At 60.2% G+C, this 14,238-nt stretch carries 11 protein-coding genes; 4 read left to right on the top strand and 7 right to left on the bottom strand.

What is annotated here, in order from left to right; translation table 11 throughout:
- Window positions 1-133: 133 nt before the first annotated feature.
- The 7 genes from M1D89_RS06940 to M1D89_RS06910 all read right to left on the bottom strand — a co-directional run bounded on the left by M1D89_RS06940 (window position 134) and on the right by M1D89_RS06910 (window position 8,817).
- Window positions 134-1,315, bottom strand: coding sequence for an XdhC family protein (locus tag M1D89_RS06940; RefSeq protein WP_498649247.1), 1,182 nt, complete (start codon window positions 1,313-1,315; stop codon window positions 134-136).
- Window positions 1,281-3,620 carry a xanthine dehydrogenase family protein molybdopterin-binding subunit gene (locus tag M1D89_RS06935; protein WP_498649245.1) on the bottom strand — a complete coding sequence of 780 codons (2,340 nt, stop codon included), beginning with the start codon at window positions 3,618-3,620 and terminating at the stop codon, window positions 1,281-1,283. The genes M1D89_RS06940 and M1D89_RS06935 overlap by 35 nt, the downstream gene beginning before the upstream one ends.
- The gene (locus M1D89_RS06930) at window positions 3,617-4,150 is read right to left on the bottom strand and encodes a (2Fe-2S)-binding protein (RefSeq protein WP_498649243.1); all 534 of its coding nucleotides are present in this window, start codon (window positions 4,148-4,150) and stop codon (window positions 3,617-3,619) included. Before M1D89_RS06930 ends, M1D89_RS06935 begins: the two co-directional genes overlap by 4 nt.
- Before the next feature lie 6 nt (window positions 4,151-4,156).
- The gene (locus tag M1D89_RS06925) at window positions 4,157-5,026 is read right to left on the bottom strand and encodes an FAD binding domain-containing protein (RefSeq protein ID WP_498649241.1); all 870 of its coding nucleotides are present in this window, start codon (window positions 5,024-5,026) and stop codon (window positions 4,157-4,159) included.
- A gap of 86 nt (window positions 5,027-5,112) precedes the next feature.
- Window positions 5,113-5,967 carry a TauD/TfdA dioxygenase family protein gene (locus M1D89_RS06920; protein ID WP_402934898.1) on the bottom strand — a complete coding sequence of 285 codons (855 nt, stop codon included), beginning with the start codon at window positions 5,965-5,967 and terminating at the stop codon, window positions 5,113-5,115.
- A gap of 95 nt (window positions 5,968-6,062) precedes the next feature.
- Window positions 6,063-7,418: an MFS transporter gene (locus M1D89_RS06915; protein WP_498649239.1), complete on the bottom strand. Its 1,356-nt coding sequence runs from the start codon at window positions 7,416-7,418 to the stop codon at window positions 6,063-6,065.
- A gap of 223 nt (window positions 7,419-7,641) precedes the next feature.
- Window positions 7,642-8,817 (bottom strand): TetR/AcrR family transcriptional regulator, encoded by a 1,176-nt coding sequence (locus M1D89_RS06910; protein WP_498649237.1) that lies wholly within the window; start codon window positions 8,815-8,817, stop codon window positions 7,642-7,644.
- 376 nt (window positions 8,818-9,193) lie between these two features.
- On the opposite strand from M1D89_RS06910, the gene M1D89_RS06905 reads away from it, so the two are divergent.
- The 4 genes from M1D89_RS06905 to M1D89_RS06890 are packed head-to-tail and all read left to right on the top strand — an operon-like array spanning window position 9,194 to window position 14,238.
- Window positions 9,194-10,300: an ABC transporter substrate-binding protein gene (locus M1D89_RS06905; protein ID WP_498649236.1), complete on the top strand. Its 1,107-nt coding sequence runs from the start codon at window positions 9,194-9,196 to the stop codon at window positions 10,298-10,300.
- Window positions 10,297-12,051 carry an ABC transporter permease gene (locus tag M1D89_RS06900; RefSeq protein WP_498649234.1) on the top strand — a complete coding sequence of 585 codons (1,755 nt, stop codon included), beginning with the start codon at window positions 10,297-10,299 and terminating at the stop codon, window positions 12,049-12,051. Before M1D89_RS06905 ends, M1D89_RS06900 begins: the two co-directional genes overlap by 4 nt.
- Window positions 12,044-13,147: an ABC transporter ATP-binding protein gene (locus tag M1D89_RS06895; protein ID WP_498649232.1), complete on the top strand. Its 1,104-nt coding sequence runs from the start codon at window positions 12,044-12,046 to the stop codon at window positions 13,145-13,147. The genes M1D89_RS06900 and M1D89_RS06895 overlap by 8 nt, the downstream gene beginning before the upstream one ends.
- Window positions 13,144-14,238 carry a threonine aldolase family protein gene (locus tag M1D89_RS06890; RefSeq protein ID WP_498649229.1) on the top strand — a complete coding sequence of 365 codons (1,095 nt, stop codon included), beginning with the start codon at window positions 13,144-13,146 and terminating at the stop codon, window positions 14,236-14,238. The genes M1D89_RS06895 and M1D89_RS06890 overlap by 4 nt, the downstream gene beginning before the upstream one ends.

The raw sequence follows: 14,238 nt of genomic DNA, 5'->3' as shown, positions 1-14,238 counted from the left end.
CTTTGTTATTCCCACGGCGTGAATTCATGCATGCCGCCCAGGTGCGCCGCGTGTGTGCCAATCCTGTGAACTACGTCATACAAAAAGAATATCAGTAGTAAGATACTTTCTGTCAAGATATTTAGGTTCAAAGTTATTTTGGTTTTGAGCCTTCATGCTCCAGTGCCTTTCGGTGGATCGGCTCGCTGGTGTACGCCAAGGGCAGGCCTGAGCTCTGGTTCTTGGCAGCGACGATCTCCGCCATGATGGAAACGGCAGTTTCAGCGGGCGTGGAAGCGGAAAGGCCCAAGCCGATGGGCGAGCGGAGAGGTGCCACCGACCGATCGGTGTGCCCCAAACCAATCAACCGCTCCCGGCGGTCACTGGCAGTTCGGCGTGAACCCATCGCGCCGATGTACGCAAAACCGTGTCTCAGGGCTACATCAAGGACCGGAACATCGAATTTGGCATCATGGGTCAACACACAGATAGCTGCATCCGGGGCGAGCCTTCCCAGTGCGATTTCTTTCTGCAGGTAGCGCGCCGGTTGATCGACCACGATCTCATGGGCTGAGGGAATACGCCCGGCCGTCGCGAAGACAGCACGGGCATCGCAAACAGTGACGTGAAAGCCGAGGAAAGCCCCCAACTGGGCCAAGGAGGCGGAGAAATCGATGGCCCCGAAGATCAGCAGCCTACGGGCCGGACAGTAGACGTCGATCAGCAAGGACAGCGGCTCTTCGGTGCCGGCGGCCGCCTGGAGAGTGACCGACGTCGTACTTCCAGAGACTATTGCCTCCTGGACTGCAATCCCGGCGGCGCGGACGGCATTGGGAGCAATGGCTGTACCTTCAAACAGCTCTTCGATATCCGCAGTTTGCAGGACCAGTTCGGATCGGCCCACCAAGCCGGGCACGCCGTCGAAAATGGTGACCATGGCGCAGCGCAGATTTTCCTTCAGCGCCCTCTGCAGTGACACAAACTGTGGGCATGAGGCCGGAGCGTACTTCTGGATGAAAATCTCAACGCTGCCGCCGCACGTCAGCCCGATGCCGAAACCGTCATCGTCTGAAATGCCAAATCGGTGGAGCTCCGGAACCCCGCTGGCGAGGACCCCGGCTGCTGCTTCGATCACACTTGCCTCAATGCATCCACCCGAAACGGACCCGACCGGCGATCCGTCTTCGGTGACAAGCATGGACGTTCCCACCGCCCGAGGCGCGGAGCCCTCCGTGCGGACTACCGTGGCCAAGGCGACATGTTGATCGCTCAGCAATGATTTCTCCAGCGCCTGCATCACCTCACGCATTTCCGTCAGCCCCGCCTTGGCGAACATGCGCAGCGAGGATGCCGTTGTAGACGCGTTCGGGCGTCATGGGCAACGATGTGAGCTGTGCCCCCGTGGCGTCAGCGATGGCTTGGGCAATCGCTGGAGCAATGGGAAGCATGCCACCCTCACCCATCCCCTTGGTCCCAAAAGGTCCGGCCCCATGGCCTTGTTCCTGGGTAATGGAGGAAAAGCGCCGTGGTACGTCCTCAGCCAAAGGCACCCGATAGAGGAGAGCCTCACCATTCAGCAGCTCACCATCTTCGTACCGCAGTTCCTCGAAGAGTGCCTGCGCCAACCCGAAGACCGCTGCGCCCTCGTCCTGGCCGCGGCAACCCAACTTGTTCACCACCTTGCCGGCGTCCCCACTGACCACCAGCTGCAAAAGCTCCACCCGACCGGTTTCCGGATCAACCTCCACTTCGGCAGCTGCCCAACCGATCTCCCAAAAAATGCAGGGTGCTTCCAGGGGTGCGCTGCTGGAGTTACGGACCTTGTAGTAGCCGTCCGCCGTAAACTCGAATCCCGTTCCGCCGAATCTGTCCATAATCAGCGGCGGGAGCTCATAGGTGATGCCTTCAGCATCGACGATGTGCCAGTTGTCCAAACGGATCGATTGCCGGTCCAGCATCAGGTGTTCGGCCGCCGTGTCCAGCACCGAACACTTCACTCGCTCTGCAGCCTGCAGGACGGCCTGCCCCATGACTGCGATGCCAGAAGAGGCGTTGGTGCCTTGGTCGAAGGGGGTGTTGTCGGTGTCGATAGCGGCATACTTCACCCGCTTCGGATCGCATCCAAGCGTCTCCGCCACGATCTGGCACAGCGCCGAATGACCGCCTTGACCCATTTCCACCAGGGCGCAATTCAGGAACACATCGCCGTTGGTGGTCACCTTTACCCGGGCCTGGGCAGGCTTGTTGACGCCACCACCATCCTTGATGCCAATGGCGACTCCCATGCCGCGGTTACTGGAGCGCGTACGGTTGCGATAACCGATAGCGTCCGCCACCAGGTTCAGGCCATGCTTAAGGTCCGAATCGATGGGCGTTTCTCCGGGAACGAACTCCTCCCCCAGTTCCTTGGCGTTCTTTAGGCGAAGCTCCAAGGGATCGAAACCCAACCGCTCGGCGATCAGGTCAACTTGGCGCTCACTTGCCCAGGTGGCCTGGGTTGCGCCGAAACCACGGTAGGCGCCGGCAGGGACGGTGTTGGTGATTACTGCCTGGCAGACGGAATCTATGCGTTTCCAGCGGTAGGCCCCGGGCATCCGATACCCTGCTTTCTCCGCCACCAACGGGCTGGCATCCGCATAAGCCCCACCGTTAAGCAGCACCCGCGACTGGCGCGCCATGAACTCACCGTCTGCCTTGAGCCCGGATTTGACCGTGAGGACGGCATCATGCTGGCTCAATGTCAGGAAGACTTCTTCTGTGCTCATGCAATAACGCACCGGCCGCCCAGCCGACAACTGTGAGAGCCGGATAGCGATCGCCTCCGTTTTTGGGCCGTTCTTGGCACCAAAGCCGCCGCCCAGTAGCGGGACGTTGACCCGGATGTCATTTTCAGGCAGCCCGAAAACCCTCGCCAGTTCCTTGCGCATTGGAAAAGGGCTTTGAGTAGAGGTCCATACTTCGATTTCGTTCGCTGTCGCCTCGGCAACAGTGGCAAAGGGCTCCAGATGCATGTGGTTCATGCGGGAGAAGGTAAAGGTGTCCTCGAAGATGTAGTCACAATCCGCCCACACGCTCTCGTCTCCCGTTTCGTAGCGGAATTCGTAGCTCACGTTGTGGGCAGTGTGTGCCGCCCCCGAGGCGCCATCGCCGTACTCGGGATAGGCGGCGAAGGGCTGGTCCGGAAAAATGGCGGGCGCGGAGGGCTCCATCGCAGCTCCTACATCAAAGACAGCCGGAAGTTGCTCGTACTCAACACGGATCAAATCCAGTGCCGCGAAAGCGGTGCGTTCATCCACGGCGGCCACTGCAGCGAGGACGTCGCCAACATAGCGGACCGAGTCTGTGGCCACAATCGGCTGGTCTTTGACGTATGTACCGTAGGAATGCAGTCCAGTGATTTCCTCGCGGGTGACCACGGCAGTGACTCCTGCCAGGGAGCGGGCGGCCGAAGCATCGATACTTAGAATCCGGGCGTGCGCATGCGGACTTCGCAAGACCTTAGCGTGAAGCATCCCGGGCTTCTCAATGTCCACCGTGTAGACGGCACGGCCGGTGACCTTCACCGTACTGTCCAAGCGTGGGCGGTCGCGTCCCACGATCGGCGCGTCGTCCGGAGCGCAAGGATTCGCGAACCCGGTCATTCGGAAACCTGGTCCTGCTGCTTGGCCCCAGCCAGTTCTGCGGCACGCTCCACGGATTCCAAAATCATCTCGTAGCCTGTACACCGGCAGGTGTTTGAACTGATCCACTCCCGGATCTGGTCCCTCTCCGGTTGTGGATTCTGCCGCAGCAGCGCCGTGGTCAGCATCAGCATGCCGGATGTGCAGAAGCCGCATTGGAAGCCGCCACATTCCCTGAACGCCTCCTGCTGGGCGCTCAACGTGCCGTCCTGGGCAGCCAAGCCCTCAACCGTTTCAACACGCGCACCGTCGACGTCGAAGGCAAATGTGGAACACGCAGCTACAGGAATGTCATCAACCAAAACAGTGCAGGCACCGCAGACACTGCGCTCACATGACGCACGGACCCCTTGTTTACCGCAGCTGTTGCGCAGCAGGTCCAAGACCGTGGCACTGGTAGGGACACAATGCCGTTCCGGGTTTCCGTTCAGCTCGAATTCAACCTGGTGGCTGAATGTATCCTCGCTTGATTCCGGTGATTCAAGGCTCATGGCCGGCTATCCTTTCCTTTGGTTACCGGTTGCTTCGGCAAGAAGACGGCGGCAGAGAACGCCCACCAGATGTCGCCGATAATCGATGGACCCCGCGTAGTCGCCCGCCTCCTCGGGAAGCTGAGCCGCCAGGACCCGGCCCACGGAGACCGGGTCGAGCACGGTGATGTCAGTTGCCTCGGCAGTATGCGACAGGAGAAAAGGCTGCCGGTATTCACTGCCACAGACGGCAGAAACGGTGATGCCGCCCACCGGGTTCCTTCGTACCGCGAGGGACACGGTGCTCACCGGGCGCATTGACCGCTCGTAGCCGAACCACAGCAGGGACGCAGTGTCGACGGCGACGGCGGTCAGAATACCTACGTTGCCAAGGTTCCGGTCCCATAGTGACGAGACGGGCAGGGCTGTAATGTCACCGCCATGAAACTGCATCTGCCCACCCAGTGCCGCGAGAATGACAGGCATTTCATATCGATATCGACGGGAAAGGAGATTGCCTCCGAGGGTGCCGCGATAGCGGATTCGTACTGTCGCAATTGATCCCCAGGCTGCCGCCAGGGCAGGCATTGTGGATAGTATCTCCGGGCTTCTGCTGCCTTCAGCGTGAGTTACCAAGGAGCCAATGCTCAGAACCCCGGCACTCTTCGAAATTGCACGCAATTCCTTGATTTGTTGCACGGAAATCAGAACCCCCGGCTCCAATCCCTCACGAAATTGAGCCACCAGATCCGAACAACCCGCCGCAATCACAGCTTCTGGATGCTGCCGGGTTAGAGCCACAGCTTCTCCGAGCGAAGTAGGCCGATGCAAAATAAATGGTGGAAGGGCGGACTGGCTCTGGGCTATCAGCCCCGCCCCTAGTTTCTGGACTCGCATTGGTCAGCCTTCTTTCGCTTTCGCCCGGTAGGGGCCTTTTTGCCGGGCGACCCGAAACAGGCCGCCCGGCACGGTTCCAGCGCGCACTATGCCGGGCGGTCGCCCTTCAAGGTGACCCGGTGCATCAGCCTGTAATGCGGGTGGTAGTCCCCCACCGCATAGTGCTGGGTGGAGCGGTTGTCCCAGATCACCAGGGAGTTCGGTTCCCAACGGAAGCGAACCTGGTATTCCGGGGTCCTGGCGAGGTCGGTGAGCATGTTTCTCAGCGAGTCCCCCAGCTGGGTGGAAATGCCCGTGAGCCGGGTGGTGAACAACGCGTTGACGTAGACAAGCTTGCGGCCGGTTTCCGGATGCTTACGCACAACGGGGTGCGTCATGGGTGGATACTTCCGCCGGGTATCCTCGTAGCGCGCCTCGCCGTCGGGACCCTGGCGGACAACGCCGGTGAGTTCCTTTTCCCAGTCGTGCACTCCCTCAAGACCGTCAATGACGCTTTTCACGTTCTCCGGCAGAGCGTCATACGCGGCGGTCATACTCGCCCAGAGCGTATCCCCGCCGCACGGCGGAATTTCCTGGGCGTGAAGGCAGGTAGCGGAGTTCGGCGTCGCCTGCCAGGTCAAGTCCGAGTGCCAGACGTCGGTCCCCGCAGCCCGGCCACGCGACTCCAGCACCTCAATGTGCGGATATTCGGGGAGGGAGGGGAAGAATGCACTTACTTCCTGGGGGTCGCCGAAAACCTTGGCGAATTCGATCTGATCATCCGGGGTGATGTGCTGATCGCGGAGAAACAGTACTTGGTGCTCGAGGAAAGCTTCCCGTAGCTCCGTCCGGCATTCCGGGGTGATCTCTTCACGTAGATCCAGTCCATGGATGTACGCTCCGATGGTGGGTGTTGCTCGTTCCAGCGTGAATGTTTTGAACTGTTGATCGTTGCCGCTCATGGTAGTTCCTTCCTTTGTTGGCGTTTGATATGGCGCCCGTGTCTGTCGTCGGTGACTGATCAAGACGAGCTGTTCCTGCTGGGGAATGCTTTGTATCACTCCGAATACGTGGATGCGGGGACCTCATAAACCGCGGTCGCATCGGTGCGTCTCCCCGCCTGCGATGCCTTCTTTCGGATGACCCGTCCGAGCAAAACAGCGCAGGTGATCGACACCGTCCCGGCGACGAAAACGTAAAGCGATGTTGAGACAGACGCATTTGTCGCAGCAAACAGAGCCCCGGCAATAAGGGGTGCAATGGCGCTGCCGAAGAGGTTGCCGAGCGTAGTAGCCAAGGACAGTCCGCTATAACGCACCTTTGCGTCAAAAGCAGTGGAGAAGTATGCCGGCGACAGCGCCCAGGGGATATAGACAGCCACCGTTGCCGCAACGTAGCACGCGGCGATGAGGCCAAGAGTGCCCCCGTCAAGGGCAAAGTACAGAGGGAAGGCAACGATCACGATGAGCACGAGGCCCCACAAGTACACGCGTTGCCCGCCGAATTTGTCTGAGAGCGCCCCGGCGATCGGGGTAACCACGAAGCCAATCGCAGAGGTGACGATCACCAGGACTAACATCGCCGTCGAATCCAGCTCTCCGGATTTCCCTGCGTAAACAAAGTTGTACACGGTGATCAGGTAGAAGAAGATTCCCGGTGCCAGGCTGGCGCCCGCTACAAGGAACACTTGCTTGGGGTGTGTCCGAAGCACCTCGACTACAGGCAGACGCACAACGCCGTGGTCAGCCTTGACTCGATCGAACTCCGGGCTTTCCGCGACCTTCACACGAATAACCAGGCCAGTGATTACCAGTACCGCGCTGAGGAGGAACGGGACCCGCCACCCCCAGGCCATGAAGGCGTCCTCCGACATCGACTCCAGGGGTATGTACAAGGTCATGGCAAGGATCAGCCCGACTGCAACGCCTGCCTGCGGCCAGCTACCGAAATAGCCTCGCTTGCCTTCGGGGGAATGTTCGGTAGCCATCAGCACTGCACCACCCCACTCTCCCCCGAGTGCGAATCCTTGGGTCAGCCGCAGTACGACCAGAAGAATCGGGGCGAACACGCCTATCGAGTCGTAGGTGGGCAGTAGTCCGATGGCTACGGTGGCAATGCCCATGATCAGGATGGTGAGGACCATCATCGGCTTCCGGCCTGCCCTGTCACCGAAGTGGCCGAAGACGATGGCCCCAATGGGACGGGCGACGAAGCCGGCCGCGAAAGTCGAGAACGCAAGCAGGGTCCCGGTTGTCGGGTCGAAGCCAGGGAAGAAGAGCTGGTGGAAAACGAGCACCGCTGCGGTGCTGTAGATAAAGAAGTCGTACCACTCGATAGTCGTGCCGATGAGGCTCGCGAAGGCGACCTTCCTCGGAGAACTCGCGCCCGATGGTTGTGCGACCACTGCACTCATATTGTGCCTCCAGGTAATTTTGCGAACAGTCGGCCCCGCTATGCGTGGGCCCTGGTGATCAGGGCTGCCTAAGGCACCTGTCTCAGAATGAGCTTTGAAGTGATGCAGATTACTTCAGTAGTCATTATCTTATGACTGAGATGCTTTGTGCGCAAGATCTCATTTCTCAGGGAATGCGGGCGGAAAACTCAGACGGTCAGTGGTCTTGAGGACGCACGGCCCCTCACTGGGTCGTGGGAGCTATAAGGCCTGTGGCAATCTGCTCAAGAATTTCCTGGATGCCACGGATGTCCCGGAGGAACGGAGTGCGGACAACGCTGCTGATTACATGCAACGCCGCTTTCACCCGGATCCTGACCACTTCTTGATCGACGCCGGGGTAAACGTCCTGGACCAACGAGGCGACATCGGTGATGTAGTCCCCCTGGGCCTCCATCAGGTTCCGCAACTCCCTTTCGGGAAGGTGCGGACGTTCGGACACGGCCAGTTGCAGGAATTCCGGGCTTCCCAGTGAGAAAGCAATGTATGAGGAAAGGATCCGCTCCAGCGCCTCAGCTGCATCAACGGCTTCAGTGAGAGCCCGCGACATATCCATCCACCGCACTTCTTTGGCGCGATGCAGTGCTGCGGCAAGCATTTCCGCCTTACTGTCAAAATGGCGGTAAATGCTGGGACCCGCCACTCCAACTTCGGCACCGATGTCGTCAAGGCTGACGGCATCAAACCCGTTCGCAGCAAACTGTCGGATTGAGGCTGCCAACAACGCCTCACGCCGGGTGCGCGGTAAGTCAATGGACCCCCCACGGTGATTCGCCGCCGCTTCAATCGGGGGCATTGGCATGACCAGTAGCGTGCGGGCGAGCGTGGTCAGCTGGAATTCTTCATCCGCACGCGAGAGCCGATTTGGGTCGTGCGACACACTGATCATCGTTGCAAACATGGCCCACGCGCGCAGGTTCGCCTCGGCAGCGGGCAGAGCGGAGCCGCCGGACTGCAGCTTGCTGCTGATGGCGAACTTGATACCGCTGGCAATATCGAAGCGAATGGCAGGCGGGAGATGGCGGGATTCACGCTCCCACAGGACACCATTTTCCCGGTGCACCAGAATTGCCCGTCCCAGCGCCGTGACCAACTGTTCAAAGTCGCCGTCGGGGGTCTGGGTAATGCTATCCAAAACGGGCTGGAGGCTGGCCACCACTGCCTCGCGAAGAAGCTCACCCTTGCCCGGGAAATGTCTATAGAGGGCGGATGGCTGCACTGCCATCGCCTTGGCCACATCGGTCATGCTGACTTGGGGGTATCCCTTCTGCACGAAGAGGTCACCTGCCGCAGCAAGAATCAGGGCGCGCCGGTTCCGCGGCCTAGTGCCGCGCTCCGGAGCGGTGGAGGACTTATTCATGTTCACAAGATTAGTCGCATTCACTTATTGCGCAATAGCCCGCTACGTGCCAAAGTTTAAGAACAACCTGCGGATCACTGAACTTCACTTACGGATAACCAAGTTGACGCGAGACAGCGATGCCTCACCGTGGCAGACATGTGAAGGTTCCCCGCAACACAAGCACCGGACAGAAGTACCTCGACAACCGATGCCGATTCACTTACGGGACGCCAAGGTGGCTCGTAGACCCAGAGAAACAACGCAAGAACGAGACACCCCGATGGACAGGTTTTCCCAGGCGCTTGCGGCGCCCCTTCCGAGAGTTTCCGTCCCACGCGATAACCCAAAGCACCGTCCCATCACAAAGTTCAGTGCCGTGACAAAGGAGTCCCACATGAAACGACGTGCAATAGTCGCTGTTGCTGCACTTTGCGGCTTCGCAGCTCTGACAGGCTGCAGCACCGGGAATGACGCCCCCAACGCCTACGCCGTCAAGACGGACATTCCGACGGCAGCAGCAATGGACCCGGCAATCCTGGACGCCGCCCGCAAGGAAGGCTCGCTTTTGGTTTACGGCGAGGCGAATGAGGCCACCATGAAACCGGTACTGGCTGCTTTCCAAACGCAGTATCCCGACATCAAGACCAGCTACATCAGCCTTGGCGGAACCGAAAGCTTCCAGCGCTACCTCAATGAGAAAGCCACTGGCGGCAAGACGGCGGACGTCATCGTCAGCCTGCAAGGCGCGAACTTCCTCGATCTGGTCAAGCGTGGTGACATCCAGGACTTCACACCGCCTGCCTCCGCGCCACTGCCCGACTTCGCGAAACTCGCCCCCGGGGTCTTCGCAATGGAACTGAACCCGGTCATGGCACTGATCAACACCACCCTCCTGCCCGAATCCGAACAACCCGATTCCCTTGAAGCCCTCGCCAAGATGTCCAGCGACCCCAAACTCACAGGGAAGATCGTCACCTATGACGGCACTACCGAGTTTGGCTACACGGTTAATCACGCCTACATAGCCAAGGCGGGAGAGGCTGGCTGGAACGTCCTGGATCAGCTAGGCAAGAACACCAAGGTGGAAGCCAGTGCAGGGCCCATGTACAACAAACTCCTGCAGGGCGAGTACACCCTGTCCTACTTCCAGTCCGGCGCTACCCGGCCACTCCTCACCGGCGCTACCGCGAAGGTGCTGAACTACAAGTTCTTCAAGGACGGAACACCCTTCATGCCCCGCGGTGCCGGAGCAACAACCGGGGGTAAGTCACCCAATGCGGCCAAAGTGTTCCTCAACTTCCTGATCGACAAAGCCGGCCAGACGGCCGGTTGCGCCGGCGGATTCGCGCCCTACCTGGACGGGGTGGACTGCCCGGTGAACCTGGCGAAGGTAACAGAGCAGTTGGGTGCAGAGAACATCAACATCGCCACATGGGATGAGGCCCTGGTGAACGATGCACCGGCCTTCAAGAACCGCTGGAAAGAAGCATTCGGGCGATGAGCAGCTCCATACTTACAGACCCCAAGGCCCCGCCCCCGCCGCCGGGTGTTGGAAACATCAAGCGTGCATGGCTGCCGGAGAAAGTCATCCACTACGGTGTCTGGGTCCTCGCAGTCCTGCTGATCCTCGGTCCGATCGTGCCGATCGTCTGGTCATCACTGTGGTCCACCCCGCTCTATGAGGGCGGCGGCAGCGGTACCCTGGACAACTTCGGGAAACTGGCGACCGATCCACTCTGGTGGTCAGCCGTCGCCAACAGCCTGCAGTTCGCCGTCTTCGCCACCATCGGGTCAGTTCTGGTTGGAACCACAGTTGCCTTGTTGGTAGCCCGCACCGACCTCCCGTTGCGGAGGCTCTACTCGGCCTTGATCGTCCTGCCGTTGGTCCTGCCTGGACTAGTGCTCATCGTCGGGTGGCAGTCAATGTGGTCGAAGAACGGATATGCCACACATCTACTGGAGCAGTACACGCCGTTCACAGTCCCCTTTGACCTCTACAGTGTTGCAGGAATGGTGGTCATGGGGACCGTCCTTGGCTCGCCTGTGGTCTACCTCTTTGCCCGGGGGACGCTGTCCTCAGGCGATTCGACACTCGAGGAAGCCGCCCGTTGTGCTGGCGCCGGTCCCGTCCGGGCCTTGCTCTCGGTGACTCTGCCGTTGCTGCGCCCGGCATTACTCAACTCCGGGCTGCTGGTCTTCGCTTTGGCGCTGGAAACCCTGGGCATTCCGCTCATCCTTGGTACTTCAAAGAACATCGACATGATGTCCACCTACCTTTACCGGCAGTGGACTGGAAGCGCCGACGGCGGTGGAGGAGTTCTCCCTGCAGGAGCCGTCATGTTGTTGCTCGCCGTCACTTTGCTGCTGTTGCTGCGCAACCGCCTGGCCGGCGACCTCGCCCGCTTCACCACGACCGGCGGCAAATCGTCCAGACCGGCAAACGTCGTCAAATTAGGCGCCTTCGGCTGGCTGCTGTCCGCCGGCGTCGGAGTTGTTCTGGGTTGCGCAACCCTGGTGCCGCTCAGCGGAGTGGTTCTCGCCTCGGTCACCGCTGTCCTGACCCCTGCGATCAACCCGTTCAGCCTGCTGACACTTGACCATTTCTCTGCGATTCTGACCAATCCGCTCTACACCGGAGCCATTGGCAACAGCTTGCTGATTGCCACAGTTGGCGCCGCTATCGCGACCGCCTGCATCGCCGTCATCGCATTGGTTGCCCACCGTTCCAGCTTCCGGTTCCGCGGATCCTTGGAGCACATCGTGCTTTATCCCCGGGCCGTCCCAGGCCTTATCACCGGCATGGCCTTCTTCTGGACGTTTGCAATCCTGGATCAGTCCGGAACTTTCAGAGCCACACTTTGGGCGGTGGGAATCGCCTTCGGGGTCCGTGCGCTCGCCATGGGTTACGCCGCGTTCTACCCGTCACTTGCCGCGCTGGGTGCGGACCTGGACCGCGCCGCGCGCTCGGCCGGGGCCGATTGGTGGACGGCGATGCGCACCATCATTCTCAGCCTGCTGAGGCCAGCCATGGGCATCTCATACGTCCTGCTGTTTGTAGCAATGCTCAATGAAGCCGACGCCGCAGTTTTCCTGGTGACCCCTGAAACCCAGGTTCTGGGACTGGCCATGCTTCAAATCGCAGCAAATGGCCTCGGCGGCACCGTGGCCGCCCTCGGAGTCATCCAACTCGTTATCACCGCAGCTGTCCTGGGCGCAGGACGCATCCTGTTTGGAGTTCGCCCTAATGTCTGATCTGGTCATCACCAATCTCACCAAGAAGTTTGGCCGTCTGACGGTCCTGGACAACGTGTCGGTGACAGCCTCCGACGGACAGATCCTGACGTTGCTGGGGCCAAGCGGCTGCGGCAAATCCACAACACTCTGGTCCATCGCAGGACTGCTCAAGCCGGACGGCGGCAGCATTGTTGTGGGCGACCAAACCCTGTTCAACCACGACTCCTCCGCCTTCCTGCCGCCGGAACGCCGCGACTGCGGCGTGGTTTTCCAGTCCTATGCCGTGTGGCCGCACATGAAAGTCCGCGACAACGTGGGCTATCCGCTACGGCTGCGACGCTATAAGGCCGAGGCACTCCGCAAACGCGTCGATGAAGTGCTCGAGCTGGTTGACCTCTCTGGCCAGGCAGACCGCTATCCACATCAGCTCTCCGGCGGGCAGCAGCAGCGGGTGGCACTGGCGCGCGCCTTGGCTTTCCCTCCGCGCTTACTGCTCCTGGACGAGCCGTTTTCCAATCTTGATGCCAAGCTGCGGGAACGGACCCGCGATTGGTTGCTTCAGTTGCAACGCAAGATTGGCGTCACCACAGTATTTGTGACCCACGATCAAGACGAAGCCCTGGCAATGAGCGACAAAATTGCTGTCATGTCTGCTGGAACCGTCCGCCAGATTGGTACTCCGGAGCAGATCTACAACGATCCTGCCGATCTCTTCGTTGCTGATTTTGTTGGCACCAGCAACCTGCTGGAGGGAACAGTGATTGGCCGCTCAAAGGGGATCCTGACCATCAAGATCGACGGGTTGGACCAAGCGATCCACGTACCATCCGCAATTGATTCCGACGGCGTAGTGGTTGCCGTTCGTCCGGAAGCGCTGGCGTTGTTGCCTGACGATGCGTCGTCAGACGGCTACGAAATGACTGTCAATGGTCCGGTCCTTGAGAGGTCATATCACGGCCATCATTTCCGGTACAGGGTGGGAGTCGGCGAGCAGGCCCTGGTGGTCGAAACCCGTGAGCGCACGGATTCCTCCCACGTGCGCGTGGGCATTCCACGGGACGGATACAAGTTGTTCCAGCCCCGCACTGCCACGGCGCCCAAGGCCGCACAGTGATTCCCGTCGGATCGAGCCATCCCATCAGAATCGACCTGTTCAGCGACACTATTACCCGGCCAACAAAGGCCATGCGCCACGCCATGGCAAACGCCGAAGTCGGGGACGAGCAGAAGGGTGAAGATCCGTCCACCAACGAACTGGTTGCCCTGACACGCGAGCTCCTGGGCAAGGAGGAGGCTGTCTTCCTGCCCTCAGGGACCATGTGCAACCAGATCTCCTATGCTCTGCACTGCCGCCCCGGCGACGCGATTCTTGTTGACGAGACCGCGCATTCGCTGTGCCATGAGGAAACCGGGGCTCCCGCCCTCGCCGGTGCCCTGTACAGGCCGATCAAAGCAGACCATGGCGTGTTTTCGGTTGCCCAGCTTGAAGCGGCGCTCCGCCCTGAGGGCAGGTCATTCGCCAGGAACGCGGTGCTCTCCATTGAGCAGCCGTCCAACCTCGGAGGCGGCACGTGCTGGTCGCTGGAGGGCATCACGTCAGTGACGAGTGTGGCACGGGCCAACCAGATCAAAACCCACATGGATGGCGCCCGCCTGCTCAATGCGGTGGTGGCCACCGGCGTATCCGCCCACGACTTTTGTGCCCCGTTCGACTCAGTCTGGCTGGACCTCAGCAAGGGACTGGGCGCCCCAATAGGAGCAGTGCTGGCCGGCGACGCTGACTTCATCAGTGAGGCCTGGCGGCTCAAGCAAAGGTGGGGTGGCTCCATGCGTCAATCCGGCATTGTGGCGGCAGCGGGTACGTTTGCCCTCCGCAACAACGTGGACAGGCTCGCAGATGACCATGGGAATGCCCGCCTTTTGGCTGAACTGCTTGCTGTCAACCCTCATATCTCGATCGATCCGCTCACAGTGCAGACAAATATTGTCCTCTTTGACTTGGTCGACTCCCCTGTCACCGCGGCAGTGCTGGTGGATCGCCTGCTGCAGACCAGCGGGATCCGGATGGGCGCTTTTGGCCCCTCCACGATTCGTGCCGTCACCCATCTGGACGTGGGAACGGAAGACGTACGCCTCGCCGCTGACGCGCTCAGGGAGTTGCTGGACGAAACCTACTCGATGCACGTAAGCACAAGGAGCAACTAA

Source organism: Arthrobacter sp. D3-18, from assembly GCF_054408525.1.
Note: the sequence above shows the minus strand (reverse complement) of the source record. Positions and strands in the feature narration are given on the sequence as shown.

What these genes read in the sequence shown, in the direction of transcription:
- M1D89_RS06920 (WP_402934898.1), bottom strand. Translation starts at nt 5,967, where the DNA reads ATGAGCGGCAACGATCAACAGTTCAAAACATTCACGCTGGAACGAGCA.
- M1D89_RS06930 (WP_498649243.1), bottom strand. Translation starts at nt 4,150, where the DNA reads ATGAGCCTTGAATCACCGGAATCAAGCGAGGATACATTCAGCCACCAG.
- M1D89_RS06925 (WP_498649241.1), bottom strand. Translation starts at nt 5,026, where the DNA reads ATGCGAGTCCAGAAACTAGGGGCGGGGCTGATAGCCCAGAGCCAGTCC.
- M1D89_RS06905 (WP_498649236.1), top strand. Translation starts at nt 9,194, where the DNA reads ATGAAACGACGTGCAATAGTCGCTGTTGCTGCACTTTGCGGCTTCGCA.
- M1D89_RS06935 (WP_498649245.1), bottom strand. Translation starts at nt 3,620, where the DNA reads ATGACCGGGTTCGCGAATCCTTGCGCTCCGGACGACGCGCCGATCGTG.
- M1D89_RS06910 (WP_498649237.1), bottom strand. Translation starts at nt 8,817, where the DNA reads ATGAATAAGTCCTCCACCGCTCCGGAGCGCGGCACTAGGCCGCGGAAC.
- M1D89_RS06915 (WP_498649239.1), bottom strand. Translation starts at nt 7,418, where the DNA reads ATGAGTGCAGTGGTCGCACAACCATCGGGCGCGAGTTCTCCGAGGAAG.
- M1D89_RS06940 (WP_498649247.1), bottom strand. Translation starts at nt 1,315, where the DNA reads ATGTTCGCCAAGGCGGGGCTGACGGAAATGCGTGAGGTGATGCAGGCG.
- M1D89_RS06900 (WP_498649234.1), top strand. Translation starts at nt 10,297, where the DNA reads ATGAGCAGCTCCATACTTACAGACCCCAAGGCCCCGCCCCCGCCGCCG.
- M1D89_RS06895 (WP_498649232.1), top strand. Translation starts at nt 12,044, where the DNA reads ATGTCTGATCTGGTCATCACCAATCTCACCAAGAAGTTTGGCCGTCTG.